Raw genomic sequence first — 16,624 nt, 5'->3', positions numbered from 1 at the left:
ACCGATGTTCGTGATGAAACCGGAGGTGTGTTCGAGGTGAATCTTTCATGGCTGCCCCAACTGGCCTCGATTGCGGTCGCCCTGGTCGTAGGTGCGGTCATTATTACCGTACGCCTGAAGGCGTCGTCCAAGCCGACCTCGTTCAAAAAAATTATGATTCCGCCGCTCGGTATGTCAACCGGGTTTGCGATGTTTGCGTACCCGCCGACGCATGTGCCCTGGCTGTGGGCCGCAGCCGCGCTGCTGGCCGGCGTATTGTTTTTCTCGTACCCGCTTATCTTGACCTCGAAATTCGAGGCCAGGGGAGGCCAGGTGTATATGGTTCGGTCAAAGGCGTTCGTCTTCATCATTATCGCGCTGCTGATCGTTCGCCTGCTGCTGCACGACCTGGTCGAACGGGCGGTGACGATTCCGCAGACGGGTGCGCTTTTCTTCCTGCTCGCCTTCGGTATGATCGTGCCTTGGCGACTAGCCATGCTGCGCCGGTATCGGGTTGTCCTGGCGGCTCTCGGCAAAGCGTGAAGGCGGCATTGTCGATCTTGGGGAGGCCGTTCGCAAAACGGGGAGCCTCCGCGGGGCAATGGATAGCCGCAAGCAGGGAATAAGAAGGGAAAGGCCGCGTACCCGGACGCGGGAACGAGGGCTGTAACGGTTTTCCGCGAGAGGCGGACCGCTGCAGCTCTCTTTGCTGTTTCTTTTTGCCCAGGCGGCGAACTACCGGAAACGCACGAGTGGCGCATGCTTGTCGTTGGCGATGACCGTGTCGAGTACTGCGGTGATGCGAATATTCTCGGTCGGAGCCATAATCGGCGGGAAAGCTTCGCCGGGCACGCGCAGCAGCGTAACGTCACCGTTCCAGTAAGCTTCGCGGATCATGTAGTCTTCTTCCTGGCGGATGAGCGCAATCTGGCCGGACGTATGCAGCGCGGCTTTCGTACTGAACAGCAAATAGTCGCCCCGCTTCACCCCGAGCGATTCCAGGCCTTCGTCGTCGAGCGAGAGGGCGAATAACGCGTCCGAATAGCCGCTGATCGACAGGTGGGGGCGGTAGGCGAGATCGGACGATTCCATGTCCAGTCCGAACCATTTTCGCGTATAGCCGTCGGTGACGACAGGTATGATTTTAGTCGGATTCATCGCGGTCCCCCATGTAGCCGATCACGCCGCGCTCCCGGCAAAACAGCATATGCGAGCGGCCGGTCGGCACGATATAGTCGATCCCTTTGCGGCGTTTGAACAGCTCCTCGGCGTGAAAATGCGCGGTCAGCCTCTCCGCAATTTTGTTTGAGGTGATTTGCCGGGTATGCCGCTTCAGCCGTTCCTTGGCAAACTCGGGCGCTACCCCGAATTGGGAGGCGACCGCCGCAACCGCCTCGGACTCGAGCTTGGGCAGCTCCGCGTCCAGCAGCATGAACGTCGGAATGCAGAACTGGTAGGCAAAATTGACCGCCTTCGTCTCCTGAAAACGGATGAACGCCTCGCTGATGGTCAACTGGTTTCCTCCATGATGGAGCACGTGACACAGCTCGTGGCCGAAATCCTGCCACTGCTCCTGCCGCGACAGCCGGCTGTCGAGCACGATGGACTGGAGACCGGCCCGGTCGATCGCCCGGCTGGCGAAAGGCGCATAATGCAGCCAGATGCCGAGATGGGAGGCGATCGTCTCCGGATCGAGCTGGTGCGCCTCGCGCATATTCATAGCCCGGTACAGCCGTTCGATCGATTGCTCCAGCGGCGTGCTCTGGTAGTTGTACATCATTCGATCCCCTTTCTTCTATAGAATGTATGTTCGTATCGAAGGTGAAAAGAAACGCCCGGCTAAAGACGACGGACGAATAGGATCACTCTGCATGCTCCGCTTACTCTCCTTGCTTGTCGCCAGGCCTTCGGCCGGCTTCCCTCATCTTAATAATCTCCCAAATTTTGCGCAGCTCGTCGCGTCGTTCCTCCGGCGCTTCCAACAGTTCCTTGAACCAGATACCCAGTTCCGGGTCCTCCCATTCGCCGGCTGCGGGCGGATTGTTCGTACCGCTCGGATCGCCAGAATGGCCGCCGTTCTGGCCGACCAGCGTGTCCATACTGACGCCGAACATATCGGCCAGTTGGCGCAGCGTATCCAAGGAAGGCTCGCGATAACCCGATTCGTATCCCGCATAGGTGCTCTTGGCGATCCCGAGCCGATCGGCCACCGCTAGCTGGGACCAGCGTTGTTGTTTGCGAAGCTGTGTGATTGTCTCGCCGATCATCCGGGACCACCTCCGTTCCGCGACTCGCCTAAGAAGCCTTGGCGGTTTTTCTCTCTTTAATAATCGCACAACGCGAACTTTTTTTCAATATATTAGGCGAAATTTGCAAAAATAAGCTTGAAAAGTACGCGAATCGCGTACATAATAGGAAATAGGAACAGACGTTCCGGTTTCTGGATGGGAGCTTTGGACGCGATAAGCGTATTTTTCAAATATCGAAAGGGGCTGGCGCGGATGAACAAACCGACCTTGGAGCAAATCGACTATTATCGGGACGAGGTGTGCAGCCGTTGTCCCGGGAGCTTATGGGGGGCAAAAAGCATTTGCCGGGTGCATCAATGCTCGATAGGCGAAATCGAAGCTTGCCCGCAATGGGAAGCGAAGGATGCCGGCGCGGCAGCCGCCCGCCACGACCCCTATCGGCCTTCGGCCAAAACGGAAGATATGGAGTTGGTAGAGGAAGAGTTGAAAGATTATCCGTGGATGGTGCGGGAGATCGATCGGCTGCGCGATCTGCTGGAGCATGTCGGGGGGAGCATGACGGGTTTGTATGGATTGGACGGGGCGATGCCCAAGGGGAAGGGACGTTACACCGATTCGGTAAACCGGGAGGCGCAAAAGCGCGAGAAGCATTGGAGCCGGCTGAGGCAGTTGGAGGCCAAGGTGACGCGGCTCGAAACCGCTGCCGAGCGGATAGCCGACGACCGTCAGCGGACGGTGCTGGAATGCATCATGGAAGGCCAGCGGATGAATCACATCGCCCGTCATATCGGGGTATCTCGACAAAGGCTGCATGAGCTGAAAATCGAGCTGGTCCGTTTTCTCGCCAAAGAGATTTTCGGGGATGACCGCAAAGGAATCTCGTAAGCGAAAGGCCGATTTTCCCGGTTGACACATCCGACAAAACGGACAAGCTCGACAGCAATTGATCGAACATATGTTCTTGTTTTATAATCAAGTCAGTAACAACATCACCGATAAGCCGCCCTGCAAATAGGCGGTTTTTTTGCATATCCGGGTCGCGATAGACGGGTCTGGGCGCACGGCGTCTATGAGGGTACAGCCCAAGAAAGATGGCTGATCCGGTTTTATAAAGTTGGATGGATAAAGGGCTGCTTTGCGGCCCGAACCGAAAGGGGGAACAACGATGAGCGAACGCATCGAGTTGCCGGGTGCCGGCGTATACCGGCGCCGCTTCCCGGAGGAGGAGGAAGGCCGGGGCACGCCCGGAGGCGTCGACGCCCCGGACGAGCGCGAATGGAGCGGGGAATGGATCGTAGAGGGCGAAGGGGCCGAGGAGGACGAGGGCGCGGGCTCGGCCGCCGTTCCGACTGCGGCCGATCCCGACGAATCCGATGAAGAAGCGCCGGACGAGCTCCAGGACCTCGTACCGAAGCCGCGTGCAGAGTCCCGCTACAAACAGCCGGAGAAGTGTGTGTCCTGCGTATGGGGACGCTGGGAGGCGAGCCGGCAATTTTGCATGATGCCGGTATGCGTGCGGGTGATGGCCGTTCTACAGCAGGATGGCGGCGAAGGGGGGTGAACGCGCGTATTGCGAAAGCCGTAACGAGATTATACGCCCACCCGCGCGCGGGGACGGGCAGTAGGAAATGAAGGCCGATACGGTCCAGGACGGTCTCGAAGGGAGGGGATGCCCATGGAAGTGACGACCGGACAATTGCGAAACGGCGTCGTACTGGCGGTGCAGGCCGCCTTCCCGGTATGCGAAGTGTACGCCGAAACGGCCCCGGAAACAGCGGTGAAGCCGTATCTGGTCGTCGGGCTGCAATCGCAGACGCAGCAGCCGGAGCTGAACCGGCGTTATCGGTGGACGTATACGTTTGATGTTCGCTATGTTCCGGACACGACGGTGGGCGGCGATACGGCCGCCGATCGGCTGACGGAGGCTCTTAAGCGGATTGCGCCGGAGCCCGGCAGCCCGTTTCGGGGAGGCGGCATACGCCACGAATGGAAGGAAGGCGTCCTGCACGTGGCGGTCGACTATACGTTTCGCGTCGTGGCAGCAAGAACCGAGGAGACGTTCATGCAGCAGCTTGTGCAGGAAGGAGGGCTTAAGCTATGAACCCGGATAGGCAAGGAAAGGCGGAAGAGGCGGCTCGTTATTCGAAGCGGCAGTTTCTCCATTGCGCCCGTTTCCGTCCGCAGCAGAAGGACGTGCTGTCCGCTCTGCTGCTCGACGACGAGCGGTATACGCTCGAGCAAGCGGAGCGCATGTTGATCGATTTTTACCGGCAGCCGGTCCCTTGACGATTCCGTCAGCAAGAGGCGAGGCTGCTTTTTCAAACAAGAAGAGGAGATGATCTGGCATGAGCGGTGGCAATTGGGTGGCGCAAAATAAAGTGCGTCCGGGCGTGTATATCAATTTCGAAGGCAAATCGAACCTGGGAACGGTGAGCGAGCGGGGTATCGTGACGATGCCGCTGACTCTCGGCTGGGGCGCATCCCGTACGGTGCTGGTCATCGAAGCGGGCGACAATCTGAAGAGCGTGCTCGGCTACGATCTCGCGGCTCCGCAGCTTCTTCTTGTCCGGGAGGCGCTGAAGCGAGCGAAGACGCTGCTGCTGTACCGGCTGAACGCGGGCACGAAAGCGACGGGCACCCACGGCGGTTTGACCGTCACCGCCAAATACGGCGGCGTACGCGGGAACGATATCGGCATCGTCGTGCAGCAGAATATGGACGACGAGGAGCAATTCGACGTAATTACGCTGGTGGCCGGAACGGAGGCGGACCGGCAGACGGTATCGGCCATCGCGGGCCTGAGCGGCAACGATTGGGTCGATTTCTCCGGAACCGGAGCTTTGACGGCAACGGCCGGCGTGCCGCTTGCGGGCGGTGCGGACGGTACGGTGACGAATGCGGACCATACCGACTATTTGGCAGCGATCGAGCTCCGCGATTTCCAGACGATGGCGCTGCCGGTCAGCGATCCGACGCTGAAATCGGTCTACATCTCGTTTGCCAAACGTCTGCGCGACAGCGAAGGCCGCAAAATCCAGCTTGTGGTGGAAAATTACCCTACCGCCGACTACGAGGGCGTGATCAGCGTGAAGAACGGCGTCGTCCTGGCGGACGGCACGACACTGACGGCCGCGCAGGCGACCGTATGGGCCGCGGCGGCGACGGCCGGAGCGAATATGAACGAGTCTTTGACTTACCAGGCATACGACGATGCGGTCGACGCCTCTCCCCGCTATACCAACTCCCAGATCGAAGCGGCGCTTAAGGCGGGCGAGTTCGTATTCGTACCGAACAACGGCCGTGCTGTCGTCGAGCAGGATATTAACACGTTGACCGGATTTACGCCGGCCAAAGGCAAAGCGTTCGCCAAAAACCGAGTGATGCGGGTGCTGGACGGCATCAACAACGCGTTCAAGCAAACGTTCGAGTCGTATTATATCGGCAAAGTCGACAACAACGACGACGGCCGGGGGCTGTTCCAGAGCGAATGCAGCACGTATCTGAACGCGCTGCAGGGCATCCGCGCGATTCAAAATTTCAACCCGCAGACGGATATCGTCGTCACCGCCGGTCAGGATACGGACACCGTATACGCCGAGGTCAGCGTACAGCCGGTCGATGCGATCGAGAAAATTTACATGAAAGTGAGCGTGAAGTAATATGCCGTACTTCAAGGCGAGCGATACGATTTCCGGACAAGAGGGCCGGGCCTATGCGACGATTCAATCGCAGAACGTGGAAATGTTTTATCTGAAAAACATCGAGGCGACGGTCGAGAAGCAAAAGGCGGAAATGAAGGCGATCGGCCGCCGTGGCGTGCAGCATAAGGCGACCGGCTGGAAGGGCAGCGGCACGATGACGATCTATTACGCCACGTCGCGTTTCCGCGAGCTGATGCTCGATTATATGAGCACCGGCAGGGATACGTATTTCAGCATTACCATCGTGAACGAGGACCCGAATTCGCAGACCGGCAAGCAGGAAGTGACGCTGAAAAACGTCAACCTGGACAAGGTCATCATGGCCAAGCTCGATACGGAGAGCGATATGCTGGACGAAGAAGTCGGCTTCACCTTCGAGGACGTGGAGATCAAAAATTCGTTTAGGGACCCGAAATTGGGTTAACCATCGAAAAGGAGTGCGACGCACATGAGCGATTTGAGTATGTTTTTCGCGCAAAGCGCGGTGGCGGATACGACCGAGGAGGTCGTCGTTTCCGAACGATTCAAGGACAAGGACGGCCAGCCGGCGGCGTGGAAGCTGCGCAGCATGACGCAGGCCGAGAGCGAGGAGTGCCGCAAAGCCGCGACCAAGTACGGCAAAGGGAAAAACGGCGTGCGTCTGCCGGAAGTAGATCCGGATGAATATATGGCCAAGCTGGCCGTATCGAGCGTCATCTTCCCGGATCTGCGCAATGCGGAGCTTCAGAAATCGTACGGGACCTTGGGCGCCGAGAGTCTGCTGCGCCATATGCTGCTGCCCGGCGAATACGCGGTGCTGCTGGAGAAGGTGCAGGAGCTGAACGGCTTTGACAAAAGCCTCGACGAGCTTGTCGACGAAGCAAAAAACTGATCAAGGAGGGCGACGGGGAGGCGAACTATGCCTACTACGCCCTCCACGAGCTTCACATTTTACCGCACGAGCTGATGGCGATGTCGCGACGCGAGAAGGCGGTCATCTACGCGATGATCGCCGTTCGCATCGAGCAGGAGAAGCGACGAGCGGACAAAAGGGGGTGAACGTATGGCAACGATCCTTGACAGCCTGCGTCTCATCGAACAGTTGTACAGGCCTCTCCAGCAGGTACGGAACGCGGCAAGGCAAACGGAGCAGACGATGGGCCAACTGCGCAAAGAGCTGAATCGACCGATGGCGCTGAATCTGGATACGTCCAGAGTGGCCGCTCAGACGAGCAAGATGCGTGAGCGAATCGAGGCTCAGCTGAAGGGGATGGTTGTTCGAGTCGACATCCGCCTTCCGACGCAGTTGCACAGCCATTTCCGTCAGGCGCGGGACATGGTGCTTGCCTTAAACGCGGAGATTGCGCGTCTCCGGGTGCCCAGGACATTTATCGCCTCCCTGCTGGACGCGCTTCATCAGGTGCGCAAGCTTAGGGAAGAGCTGAATAAGCCCATGGAGCCAACAATTAAGGTGAACCGTTTGAATGAACAAGTGCAATCGATACGCCAGAGGCTGGAAAATCAGTTGAAGGACATTCCGGTCCATCTGGATGTGCAGATTCCGAAGCAGCTCCAAAGCCTGCTGCAGAGTCTGTATATGCTGGTGGATCGCCTGCTGCGCGCCATCGGCCACCTGAACGGTTCGCTGAAGGCTGCAGGGGCTTTGCGCGGCGGGGCCGCAGGCGGCGACCCGGCATCCGGAGCGGGGGGTAAGAAAGGAGCCGGTTGGCTATCCGGCTTGGCCAACGGTTTGCGCCGAATCTGGGGTCTTGGAGCCCGCAACGCCCAAGTCATGAACCAGTTGAAGCTGCCCGATTCGCTGTTGACCGATGTAAGCCAGCTTGTCCAGCTTCAGCAGCAAAGCATCGGCGAGCAGCAGCAGATGGTGAAGCTGCTGAAGGAGATGGGCGATGGAGCCGGAAAGGCCGAAAAAGCGTCCGGAGGCTGGCTGGACAAGATGCGGGGCGTCGTCGGCCAGTATGCGACGTTGCAAAACGCGATGAAGCTGATCAATGCGACGATTGTCGGGGCGGCCAAGGATGACGGGATGAAGGCCCAGTTTGTCGCCCGTACGGGCAATAAAGACGTCGGTGGCGCGATGTACGACAAGTTCCGCAGCGAGGCGGTCAAAGCCGGGGCGGATGTGGAGCAGACGCTGAAGGGCTCGCTGTCCTTCTTCTCGGTTACGCAAAATTCGCGGCAAATCTCCGAGTTGAACCGGATGGCCCGTCAAATGGCGGCCTTCGATCTTAAAGGCGGAGGTATCGAGGAAGCAGCGGAAGCGCTCAGGGGAGCCATGACCGGGGATATGGACGGACTTACCGAGAAATATGCGATTCCCCCGTCCTCCGTGAATGGGGACGAACTGGAGAACTTGGGACGCTCCGGCAATATGGACGGATTTCTGCAGGCGTTCGACAAACTGCTGGAAGCGAGCCAGATGGGCAAGCAGGCGTTCGCTACGGTGCAGGAGACGGCCGGGAGGCAGTTCGACAAGCTATCCGGCCATTTGAAGAGCTCCTTCTCGAATGCGGGGCAAGCGGCTCTGCAGGCGCTGCTGCCGCTGTTAACGATGCTTAACGACGCTTTTGAATCGGGAAAATTCCAGCCGTTTTTCAATGCGCTGTCCTTGGGGCTAAGTTGGGTGGCTGAAGGGTTGAAGTTTGTATGGGAGGCGGCCAATGCCGCATTTACGGCAGTGGCGCAAGGATGGTCTTCTTTTCAGCCTTTCCTCATAGCTGCTGCTACCGTTCTAGTACCGTTTCTGATAGCCGGACTGTGGGCAATGGTCTCGCCCATATTGGCTCAGGCGGCGGCATGGCTTGCTGCGGCTTGGCCTGTTCTGCTGCTGATCGCCATATTCGGCGCGTTCTTGTTTGTGCTGCAATCTTGGGGAGTCACGACCGAGCAAATTGTCGGAACGATAATCGGCATCTTTTTCATGCTGGGCGCAAGAATCAACAATATCATTGCCTCGGCATGGAACGAATTCGCCATGTTCGCCGAGTTCCTTGTCAATCTGTTTATCGATCCGGTCTATGCGGTGCAAAAGCTGTTTTTCGATCTGAAGATGATGTTCCTGGACAGCCTGTACAACATGGCCAAAGGGGTTGAAGGATTTGCCGGCAGCTTCATCTCTAATATTGTAGGTGCGGTCAATATGGCTTTGGATGGACTAAATAACCTGTTGGAAATAATAGGTAAAGTTACGGGCAAGGATTTTGGAAAGATTGAGTTGCTGGATACAAGCAATCCCCGTGCCATGAGCGAGGGCCTTAAAAAGGCAATGGATCTTCTAGAGCAGCAGAAGCCGACCAGTACCAAGCAGACGCTCTCGATACCCCGGATGGAGCTGATCGATGCCAGCACGGCCTACAATTCCGGCTACAGCGCCGGCGGGAAGTTGCTCGGGGCGCTGGATAAGCTGAAGCTGCCGGCCATGCCGGGCAACGGCGACGCCCTTGCAGGCTGGGACGCGACGCACAACGGCATTCCGAATCTGAAGCAGATCGATAAGGTGGGGGAAATCGGCAAAATCGGCGATACGGTGGACATTTCCAGCGAAGACCTGAAGCTAATGCGGGATTTGGCGGACTTGAGCAGCATCCAGAATTTCGTGACGCTGACGCCAACGGTACAGGTAACGACCGGGGATATTCACCAGCCGACGGATGTCGATGCGGTCATCCGCGGGATCGAGATGGCGATGGTGCGGGAAATCTCCAATTCGGCGCAAGGGGTGTATGGATAATGGCAGGCATACCGGGACCGTATACCATCGAGCTGAGCTTTAACAATTTTGCCGAATCGTTCCGCATTCCGGTCAATCCGGAGACGATCGAATTCAGCCAGAGCGGCCAGGGCAAGACGTACGATATCGTGGGCAAAGGCGGCAGCGCCGCCGAAACCCGCGCCGGCGAAATCCAGGTCATTCAGAACCCAAAGCTGCAGGAAATTAGCTTCAACAGCCTGTTTCCGGCGGTTCATTCCCCTTTCGCGGTGGTGAGTCCGGATCAGCTGCGCAAGCCGCTCGCCTATATCAACTTGATTCAGGCCTGGATGGCCAGTCTTCGGCCGATCCGGTTCATCTACAACGGCGCCAACGTCTACATCAGCATCCCCGCTTCGATCGAGAAGTTTCAGTGGAAGGAGGCGGCCGGCTCGCCGGGAGATATCGAGTATTCACTATCGCTGAAGGAGTACGTATTTTACGCTCCGCGGAAGGCGGTCGTCGTCAAGGACGAATCCGGTATGGATGTGCTGGTGCCAGAGCCTCCGGAACGGCCCGACGAACGCAAACGGCCGAGCACGTATATCGTGCAGCCGGGCGATGACCTGGTCAAGATCGCCATGAAATTTTACAATCTGGACAGCTCGCGGGCGGCGGACATCCAGCGCATCAATCAATTGACCGATGCCCAAACCCGTCCTTTGGAGACCGGGCTCGAGCTGGAGCTTCCGGAGTCGTAGGAGGGGACGCCATGCTCGAAATCATTATCGATAACCGCGACGGGACGATGTGGGATATTTCCGGCATCGTCTCCGAGCTTACTTATAAAACCAGCCGCACCGGCAAGGCGTCGAGTCTGGACTTGACGTTCGTGCAGGACGGCATTTACCAGAGTAAGGCGTTCAAGTACAATTCCGGCGACGTCATTCGGGTAAGACAGGGCGGCGTCGGTATTTTTTACGGCTATATTTTTGAAATCGAGAGCGGCAAAGGAGAAGAGGTCAGCCTGACGGCGTACGACCAGCTGCGGTATTTGATGGCCAATGATTCGTACGTGTTCCGCGATGTAACCGTGGCCGATATCATCCGGCGCATCGCCGACGATTTCGGGATGAAGATCGGGACGCTCGAGAATACCGGCCACATCATTCCGCAGATGATCGAGGACAACCGCAAGCTGATGGACATCATCTGCAAAGGGCTCGATCTGACGCTGATCGCCACTTTGCGCAATTACGTGTTCTACGACGATTACGGCGAGCTGGCGCTCCGGGACATTCGCAACCGGACGCTGGACTTTACGCTTGGCGAAGCCAGCCTCTTGTACGACTACAAGCAGAAGCGGTCGATCGACAATTCCTACAACCGGATCAAGATCGTTCAAGATAATAAACAGGAAGGCCATCGCGACGTCTACATTCACCAGGACAGCGCCAATATCGCCAAGTGGGGCCGGCTGCAGCTGTATCAGGTCGCCGACGAGAAGCAAAACCCCGCCCAGATCGTCCAGTCGCTGGAAAACCAGCTGCGCTGGTACAACCGCGAGAGCAAATCGTTGAAGATCGATGCGATCGGGGATATTCGGGCGAGAGCCGGCTGCTACCTTCCTTTGCATGTGGAGCGGCTTGGTTTGAACCAATATTTCCTGATCAACGAGTGCACGCATAAATATTCCGGGGCTGACCATACGATGTCGCTGGATTTGGTAGATATAAGGATCGGGGATGAACGGATATGAGTTTGTTGGATGTTTTGAAGCAAGCCGGGGTAGGCGCCGTCGAAGCGACCAACCCGGTGGCGGTCCAGTACGCTGTCGTCACCGGCATCGGACCGTTGACCGTCCGGGTGGACCAGCGATTTACGCTGGATGAGGACTTTCTGGTCGTGCCCGAGCATTTGACCGAGTACAAGGTGACGCTAGAGCAGGGCGAGGTGTTGATCCGCCGCGGTTTGCAGGCGGGAGACAAGCTTATGCTGATGCGCGTTCAGGGCGGACAGCAGTTTGTCGTGCTCGGCCGGGTGTCGTCATGATACCGGCGGGTGGACTGTCTGCAGACGCGGTAGTCGAGGCACGCAGGCAGACGAGCCGGACGTACGCCTTGTCGGGAAATCGCGTGACCGGTACGGTCGACGGACTGGAGGCGGTACGGCAGGCGGTCGGGAAGCTGCTGCAAACCGACCGCTTCGCCTATTTCATCTATAGCGGCAACTACGGACACGAATGCACGTTGGCGCTTGGCCGCGACGCCAGCTTGGCGGAACCGGAGGTCGGCCGGCTGATCCGCGAGGCGCTGCTGCAGGACGATCGAGTCATCGCCGTCGAGCAGTTGAGCGTGCAATCGGAGGGCGATCGGCTGGTAGCTTCGTTTACCGTCGTGTCCTCGTTCGGCCGGTTTACCGCTCAGCAGGAGGTGGGGTAACTAGATGTACGAGCACCAGACATTTCGGAATATATTGCAACGCATGCTGGACCGCGTGCCCGGCGACGTGGACAAGCGCGAAGGGAGCATCGTGTACGACGCGCTTGCTCCAGCCGCTTTGGAGCTGGCTTCGGCTTACGCCGAGCTGGATGTTTTGGTCAATCTGTCCTTTGCGGATACGGCGAGCGGGACGTTTCTGGAACGGCGCACCGCAGAGTACGGTATCTCGCGTTTGCCGGCTACGGCTGCGAAGCGTCGGGGGCTGTTTTTCAATAGCAATCAAGCTCCTATCGATGTGCCGCTCGGCAGCCGGTTTTCCATTGCTTCTCTCACGTATGCTGCCGTACGCAAGCTTGCAGCGGGCCAATACGAGCTTGCTTGCGAGACGCCGGGCACCAGCGGCAACGCAGGTTATGGCGCTTTGCTGCCTGTCGATTACGTCGCCGGTCTCGCTCGCGCCGAGGTGGCCGAGGTACTGGTTCCCGGGGAGGACGAGGAGGCGGACGAGTCGCTTCGCCAACGGTATTTGCTGGCGATCAACGAGCAGCCGTTTGGCGGAAACGTGGCGGACTACAAGCGCAAGTTCGACGGCATTGCTGGCGTAGGCGGGGTGAAAGTGTTTCCGGCTTGGCAGGGCGGAGGCACGGTCAAATGCACGATTATTGCCAGCGACTTTACCGTTCCTAGCGCGCCGTTGCTCGCCGAAGTGCAAAGCTGGATCGACCCGGTCGCCAGCAGCGGCATGGGCATGGGACAAGCGCCGATCGGTCATCGCGTTACGATCGCCGGCGTTCAGGCCGATGCGGTGCAGGTGGAGACGACCGTAGTCTTGGCGGCCGGGATGACGCTCGGGCAAGTGCAGGAGGACATCGCGGGCGTCATCGCCGGTTATTTGCTCTCCTTGCGGCAAGCGTGGCCGGAGGAAGCTCAGCTGACGGTGAGGCTCAGCCAGATCGAAGCCCGCGTGCTCGGCGTGGAGGGCGTGGAAGATGTAACCGGGACGCGGCTGAACGGAGCCGCCGCCAACCTGACATTGGGCGTGGAACATATTCCGGTAGCGGGGACGGTGACGATTCATGTCGCGTAAGCCGTTAATGGAGTATTTGCCGGAACTTTATCGCGAAGTGCGGGAGTTTGAGGGGCTGACCGCGGCGGAGGATGCGGAGCTGGCATCGCTCGGCGAAGCGATCGGCAAGTGGCAGGACGATCAGTTCGTATGGACGTCCGGCGAAGCCGCCGTCAAACGGCGGGAGAAGCAGCTCGCCATTATGGCCGACCCGCAGAGCGAGACGCTGGAGTTTCGTAAAATCCGCATCATTAACCGCTACTCCACGAAGCCCCCGTTCACCGAACGTTACCTGCAGGACCGGCTCGACTTTCTGTTCGGACCGGGCAAGGCTCAAGTACAGGTGGACGTGCACTCTTGCGTGCTGACGATTGCGGTCAGTATCCCGGATGCTTCCTTCTTCAAGGAGATGGAGTATACGATCAAGGCGGTCAAGCCGGCCCATCTCGTTTACAACCAGTCGACCGCGCTTGGCGCGCAGATCGGTCTGCGCGAGAGCGTCTACAAAATACCGCTCGCCCGCCGGACGACGCTCGGCACGAGCTGGAAGCTCGGGCAGACGCCGTTTGCGGAGCGCGGGCAGGAGGTGCAGGTGAAATGATCGAGCCGAACTACTTGGCGGAGCTGACCGCCTATACGAACGCCAAGATCGCCAAAGTGGTGCTGAACGGTGGCGCCTATACGATCGAGCAGTTCGACCTCAAGCAGGTGGCGGCCAACCTGCTCACGATGGAATACCGGGTTCCCGCCGGAGCCGTCACCGATATTACCCGTATCGAGCTGATGAGCGCGAACGGCCAGCTTATTAGCGCCAACAACGTCTACGTGCCGATTACGACCGAGACGATTCTGAAGCATACCGTCAAGGTGCTGGAGGTGTAGCCTAGCATGACCTATGATGCCAAAACCGACTGGCAGTACGGCCAGAAGGTCACTGAAACCGATGCCAACCGCTGGGAGCGGGGCATCGCTGACGCGCACAAGCAGCTTGATCCAGCCCCCTCCGTCCCCATCACCCTCACCCCTGGCGTCTCCATCGTCCATTCCGACCGCACGTCGCAACTCCGCGATATGCGGATCGAAGGGCGGACGCTGGTGAATTTGTTGGGGCGGGATGGGAATTTTGAGGATATAAGCAGGTGGCAGAAATCCCCGGACACTTCAGTGGCTGCGTCACCTAGCACGGCAAAATATGGGATGCAGGCTATAGGTGTACAGGCAAACACGACTTCTATGAACGCCTTTGTGTACCGAGCAATTACACTGGATACATCAAAAAAATATGTTCTTGTAGGTGAAGGCCGATCCAGTTTGAATCTGGTCTTTACGGTAGGAACGAGTGCGGCAAGCGGGGTTGGTGGAGGGGCGACACCTGTCTTTACCAGTCCTGTCGGCGACAACTCCAAATACGGAATGGCATATGTCAAATTTCAGCCGACAGCAGCAAACCTATATGTTTCGGCCTTTATTTATGGGACATCAACGACAGCAGCCGCAGCTGGGTTTGACGGCATTCGTCTCTATGAAATCACCCAAGCCGAATACAACGCCTTGGACACGATGACCACTGATCAAGTCGCGGCCAAGTACCCATACGTCGACGACATGAAGCATGTTAATGCTGTATATGTGCAGAATCCGGGGAAGAACCTGCTTCCGCCGTTATCTGAATGGGCGCTTTTCAGCAGTTCTACAATTATTGAGAACTATAAAATTGAACAGTCAAAGAATACAAGCGGATTTCACTTTAACTCTTGCATTATAAAAGCTGTTGCTGGGCAGACATACACACTCAGTACACTTGTAAGCAACATTGGGGGAAGTGGTACAGGTGCTTATATTGAGGCTTTCAGGGCAGATGCATCGGGTAATGTAGGTAATGTAATCGGTGGTTCACAAACAGCCCTCAGTGGGTTTTTGAAATATACCTTTACAGTACCTGCGGATTCATACGGTGTGCAAATAAGGTTGACCCTCAATGACGATGCAAGAGGCACCTTCACATTTTTGAATCCTATGCTCAACATAGGCCCCGCAGCCCTGCCATTCGAGCCGCCGCAGCCATCCTACATGTACATGCCGGACTGCAACCTGCGATCAAACGTTGACGGTAGCGTAAAGGACCAGCTTTACACGGACGGTGAAGGGAAGCCGCGAGCGGTGCGGCGTTTTCGGGAAATTCCTCTCGATGGTTCAAGGTCGTGGGGGGTCGACGCTCTTGCTACTGTCCCCGGCGGAAAGCAAGTCTACTTCCGGGATGGAACCATTAATTCCCCTGATTTTAATGGAACATGCATCAAATACGATGGCAGTATTCTTGTTACAAGGAAGTCCCTAAGTGACCCACTTCCATCCGATTCTTTTACGATGTACCTGAATGGTGGCGTGCACATTGCAATAGCCAATGCAAATTCCGGATGGGGTCCGAACTACTCGCCGACAACAGGCGAGATTCAGGCGTATTTCAATGGGTGGGTAATGGTCGATCAAACGACTTGGAATACCAACTTGCAGCCATATAACGGAACCGGAACAAGAGGGTGGGTTAAACGATGGGTTGGGGTTGGTACAAAAAGCACGCTACCATCGTCAATAGGCGTGCTCCAAGACGGAACGGGCATCGCAACTTTACCTACTGATGTTATCAACTCTGGATGGACGCCCTATCGCCTCATGTACCAGCTCGCCCAATCTGTAGACGAGCCTGTGACCTACGAGGGATCGCTCGTGCTTCACGATGGGCCGAACCAGATCGAGGTGGGAACGGGCATCGTGGTTCGGGAAGCTGCGAAACCAGCAATGGATACAAATAGCAACTGGTATGAGGTGAACAGGACCGACGCAGGGTATGAGGGTAGCAAGCTGTCAAAACGGGTCAATAAAATCCAAAAAGCCTATAAAAATCAACAGGCAATCAGCGTAACCATAGTTTCAAAAGGTTCCTACGCTACGGAGAACGGAGAAAGGTTTTACACTAGAGATATTGATTCAACAACCGCCTACTCCGTAACTTACCTAGCCCTTGACACCTACGCTCTCGGCACCGCCCCACAATCGATAACCGGCACTCTGACGCCCAACATCAAGGAGACGGTAGACGATGCGGTGACGGCAATCAGCGGACTTTGCAGGGACGTCAGCGTGCTGCAAAACACGAAGGCGCCGCAGCCGCAATGGATCGCGCCGACGCTCGTAAATAGTTGGGTGGCTTACAGTGGACTGTTAATTGGTTATGTCAAGGACATCTTCGGGTTTGTCCACCTTCGGGGCATAATCGCAGGTGGAGCAACCACGTTCGGATCGGTAATCTTCACCTTGCCAGTTGGTTATCGCCCAGCACAAATTACTGGCGTTACCACATTGGCTTATAACGGAAGCGATTGGAGTCTCGCAAAATTAACGATCGGTACGGCAGGGAATGTTTTCATCGATAGCGCCGCGGGGAACACTCAATTAATTTTGGACGGAATCTCATTCCGCGCCGAACAGTAAAGGAGGCC

20 protein-coding genes are annotated in these 16,624 nt (G+C 57.3%); 17 read left to right on the top strand and 3 right to left on the bottom strand.

The window, feature by feature from the left end:
* The first annotated feature begins 36 nt into the window (after positions 1–36).
* Positions 37–522 (top strand): CcdC family protein, encoded by a 486-nt coding sequence (locus tag ABD796_RS26970; RefSeq protein ID WP_344914107.1) that lies wholly within the window; start codon positions 37–39, stop codon positions 520–522.
* A gap of 192 nt (positions 523–714) precedes the next feature.
* Here ABD796_RS26970 and ABD796_RS26965 read toward each other — a convergent pair whose 3' ends face one another.
* The 3 genes from ABD796_RS26965 to ABD796_RS26955 all read right to left on the bottom strand — a co-directional run bounded on the left by ABD796_RS26965 (position 715) and on the right by ABD796_RS26955 (position 2,246).
* Positions 715–1,137, bottom strand: a complete 423-nt coding sequence (locus ABD796_RS26965; RefSeq protein ID WP_344914104.1) for a hypothetical protein — start codon at positions 1,135–1,137, stop codon at positions 715–717.
* The gene (locus ABD796_RS26960) at positions 1,124–1,756 is read right to left on the bottom strand and encodes an ImmA/IrrE family metallo-endopeptidase (RefSeq protein ID WP_344914101.1); all 633 of its coding nucleotides are present in this window, start codon (positions 1,754–1,756) and stop codon (positions 1,124–1,126) included. The genes ABD796_RS26965 and ABD796_RS26960 overlap by 14 nt, the downstream gene beginning before the upstream one ends.
* A 103-nt stretch (positions 1,757–1,859) precedes the next feature.
* Positions 1,860–2,246 carry a helix-turn-helix domain-containing protein gene (locus ABD796_RS26955; RefSeq protein WP_344914099.1) on the bottom strand — a complete coding sequence of 129 codons (387 nt, stop codon included), beginning with the start codon at positions 2,244–2,246 and terminating at the stop codon, positions 1,860–1,862.
* A gap of 234 nt (positions 2,247–2,480) precedes the next feature.
* Between ABD796_RS26955 and ABD796_RS26950 the strand changes: the two genes are divergently transcribed.
* The 16 genes from ABD796_RS26950 to ABD796_RS26875 all read left to right on the top strand — a co-directional run bounded on the left by ABD796_RS26950 (position 2,481) and on the right by ABD796_RS26875 (position 16,616).
* Positions 2,481–3,113: a hypothetical protein gene (locus tag ABD796_RS26950; RefSeq protein ID WP_344914096.1), complete on the top strand. Its 633-nt coding sequence runs from the start codon at positions 2,481–2,483 to the stop codon at positions 3,111–3,113.
* Positions 3,114–3,393: 280 nt separating this feature from the next.
* The gene (locus ABD796_RS26945) at positions 3,394–3,789 is read left to right on the top strand and encodes a hypothetical protein (protein ID WP_344914094.1); all 396 of its coding nucleotides are present in this window, start codon (positions 3,394–3,396) and stop codon (positions 3,787–3,789) included.
* Between the two features lie 114 nt (positions 3,790–3,903).
* Positions 3,904–4,329, top strand: coding sequence for a phage tail terminator family protein (locus ABD796_RS26940; protein WP_344914091.1), 426 nt, complete (start codon positions 3,904–3,906; stop codon positions 4,327–4,329).
* Positions 4,326–4,514 carry a hypothetical protein gene (locus ABD796_RS26935; RefSeq protein WP_344914089.1) on the top strand — a complete coding sequence of 63 codons (189 nt, stop codon included), beginning with the start codon at positions 4,326–4,328 and terminating at the stop codon, positions 4,512–4,514. Before ABD796_RS26940 ends, ABD796_RS26935 begins: the two co-directional genes overlap by 4 nt.
* Before the next feature lie 59 nt (positions 4,515–4,573).
* Positions 4,574–5,887 carry a phage tail sheath family protein gene (locus ABD796_RS26930; RefSeq protein ID WP_344914086.1) on the top strand — a complete coding sequence of 438 codons (1,314 nt, stop codon included), beginning with the start codon at positions 4,574–4,576 and terminating at the stop codon, positions 5,885–5,887.
* Between the two features lies 1 nt (position 5,888).
* Complete coding sequence (locus tag ABD796_RS26925; RefSeq protein ID WP_344914083.1) at positions 5,889–6,353, top strand: phage tail tube protein; 465 nt, start codon at positions 5,889–5,891, stop codon at positions 6,351–6,353.
* 24 nt (positions 6,354–6,377) lie between these two features.
* Positions 6,378–6,800, top strand: coding sequence for a phage tail assembly chaperone (locus tag ABD796_RS26920; RefSeq protein ID WP_344914080.1), 423 nt, complete (start codon positions 6,378–6,380; stop codon positions 6,798–6,800).
* Positions 6,801–6,971: 171 nt separating this feature from the next.
* On the top strand, positions 6,972–9,659 hold the full coding sequence (locus tag ABD796_RS26915; RefSeq protein ID WP_344914078.1) for an AAA family ATPase: 2,688 nt from the start codon (positions 6,972–6,974) through the stop codon (positions 9,657–9,659).
* A complete protein-coding gene (locus ABD796_RS26910; RefSeq protein WP_344914075.1) occupies positions 9,659–10,378 on the top strand; it encodes a LysM domain-containing protein in 720 nt (239 codons plus the stop codon). Before ABD796_RS26915 ends, ABD796_RS26910 begins: the two co-directional genes overlap by 1 nt.
* An 11-nt stretch (positions 10,379–10,389) precedes the next feature.
* Positions 10,390–11,376, top strand: coding sequence for an XkdQ/YqbQ family protein (locus ABD796_RS26905; RefSeq protein ID WP_344914072.1), 987 nt, complete (start codon positions 10,390–10,392; stop codon positions 11,374–11,376).
* A complete protein-coding gene (locus ABD796_RS26900) occupies positions 11,373–11,669 on the top strand; it encodes a DUF2577 domain-containing protein (RefSeq protein WP_344914069.1) in 297 nt (98 codons plus the stop codon). The genes ABD796_RS26905 and ABD796_RS26900 overlap by 4 nt, the downstream gene beginning before the upstream one ends.
* Complete coding sequence (locus tag ABD796_RS26895) at positions 11,666–12,058, top strand: DUF2634 domain-containing protein (protein ID WP_344914066.1); 393 nt, start codon at positions 11,666–11,668, stop codon at positions 12,056–12,058. The genes ABD796_RS26900 and ABD796_RS26895 overlap by 4 nt, the downstream gene beginning before the upstream one ends.
* 4 nt (positions 12,059–12,062) lie before the next feature.
* Complete coding sequence (locus ABD796_RS26890; protein WP_344914063.1) at positions 12,063–13,145, top strand: baseplate J/gp47 family protein; 1,083 nt, start codon at positions 12,063–12,065, stop codon at positions 13,143–13,145.
* Positions 13,135–13,725, top strand: a complete 591-nt coding sequence (locus tag ABD796_RS26885) for a putative phage tail protein (RefSeq protein WP_344914060.1) — start codon at positions 13,135–13,137, stop codon at positions 13,723–13,725. The genes ABD796_RS26890 and ABD796_RS26885 overlap by 11 nt, the downstream gene beginning before the upstream one ends.
* Positions 13,722–14,006 carry a ketopantoate hydroxymethyltransferase gene (locus ABD796_RS26880; RefSeq protein WP_344914057.1) on the top strand — a complete coding sequence of 95 codons (285 nt, stop codon included), beginning with the start codon at positions 13,722–13,724 and terminating at the stop codon, positions 14,004–14,006. The genes ABD796_RS26885 and ABD796_RS26880 overlap by 4 nt, the downstream gene beginning before the upstream one ends.
* Before the next feature lie 6 nt (positions 14,007–14,012).
* Positions 14,013–16,616 carry a hypothetical protein gene (locus ABD796_RS26875; protein WP_344914054.1) on the top strand — a complete coding sequence of 868 codons (2,604 nt, stop codon included), beginning with the start codon at positions 14,013–14,015 and terminating at the stop codon, positions 16,614–16,616.
* The last annotated feature ends 8 nt before the right edge of the window (positions 16,617–16,624 follow it).

The sequence above is a fragment of the Paenibacillus hodogayensis genome (assembly GCF_039536325.1).
Classification (GTDB): domain Bacteria; phylum Bacillota; class Bacilli; order Paenibacillales; family NBRC-103111; genus Paenibacillus_AB; species Paenibacillus_AB hodogayensis.
The sequence above is the reverse complement of the archived record's forward strand: the minus strand, read 5'-3'. Positions and strand labels throughout refer to the sequence as shown.

What these genes read in the sequence shown, in the direction of transcription:
- ABD796_RS26895 (WP_344914066.1), top strand. Translation starts at nt 11,666, where the DNA reads ATGATACCGGCGGGTGGACTGTCTGCAGACGCGGTAGTCGAGGCACGC.
- ABD796_RS26930 (WP_344914086.1), top strand. Translation starts at nt 4,574, where the DNA reads ATGAGCGGTGGCAATTGGGTGGCGCAAAATAAAGTGCGTCCGGGCGTG.
- ABD796_RS26905 (WP_344914072.1), top strand. Translation starts at nt 10,390, where the DNA reads ATGCTCGAAATCATTATCGATAACCGCGACGGGACGATGTGGGATATT.
- ABD796_RS26950 (WP_344914096.1), top strand. Translation starts at nt 2,481, where the DNA reads ATGAACAAACCGACCTTGGAGCAAATCGACTATTATCGGGACGAGGTG.
- ABD796_RS26875 (WP_344914054.1), top strand. Translation starts at nt 14,013, where the DNA reads ATGACCTATGATGCCAAAACCGACTGGCAGTACGGCCAGAAGGTCACT.
- ABD796_RS26910 (WP_344914075.1), top strand. Translation starts at nt 9,659, where the DNA reads ATGGCAGGCATACCGGGACCGTATACCATCGAGCTGAGCTTTAACAAT.
- ABD796_RS26920 (WP_344914080.1), top strand. Translation starts at nt 6,378, where the DNA reads ATGAGCGATTTGAGTATGTTTTTCGCGCAAAGCGCGGTGGCGGATACG.
- ABD796_RS26925 (WP_344914083.1), top strand. Translation starts at nt 5,889, where the DNA reads ATGCCGTACTTCAAGGCGAGCGATACGATTTCCGGACAAGAGGGCCGG.
- ABD796_RS26940 (WP_344914091.1), top strand. Translation starts at nt 3,904, where the DNA reads ATGGAAGTGACGACCGGACAATTGCGAAACGGCGTCGTACTGGCGGTG.
- ABD796_RS26955 (WP_344914099.1), bottom strand. Translation starts at nt 2,246, where the DNA reads ATGATCGGCGAGACAATCACACAGCTTCGCAAACAACAACGCTGGTCC.
- ABD796_RS26960 (WP_344914101.1), bottom strand. Translation starts at nt 1,756, where the DNA reads ATGTACAACTACCAGAGCACGCCGCTGGAGCAATCGATCGAACGGCTG.
- ABD796_RS26880 (WP_344914057.1), top strand. Translation starts at nt 13,722, where the DNA reads ATGATCGAGCCGAACTACTTGGCGGAGCTGACCGCCTATACGAACGCC.
- ABD796_RS26945 (WP_344914094.1), top strand. Translation starts at nt 3,394, where the DNA reads ATGAGCGAACGCATCGAGTTGCCGGGTGCCGGCGTATACCGGCGCCGC.
- ABD796_RS26965 (WP_344914104.1), bottom strand. Translation starts at nt 1,137, where the DNA reads ATGAATCCGACTAAAATCATACCTGTCGTCACCGACGGCTATACGCGA.
- ABD796_RS26900 (WP_344914069.1), top strand. Translation starts at nt 11,373, where the DNA reads ATGAGTTTGTTGGATGTTTTGAAGCAAGCCGGGGTAGGCGCCGTCGAA.
- ABD796_RS26915 (WP_344914078.1), top strand. Translation starts at nt 6,972, where the DNA reads ATGGCAACGATCCTTGACAGCCTGCGTCTCATCGAACAGTTGTACAGG.
- ABD796_RS26935 (WP_344914089.1), top strand. Translation starts at nt 4,326, where the DNA reads ATGAACCCGGATAGGCAAGGAAAGGCGGAAGAGGCGGCTCGTTATTCG.
- ABD796_RS26890 (WP_344914063.1), top strand. Translation starts at nt 12,063, where the DNA reads ATGTACGAGCACCAGACATTTCGGAATATATTGCAACGCATGCTGGAC.
- ABD796_RS26885 (WP_344914060.1), top strand. Translation starts at nt 13,135, where the DNA reads ATGTCGCGTAAGCCGTTAATGGAGTATTTGCCGGAACTTTATCGCGAA.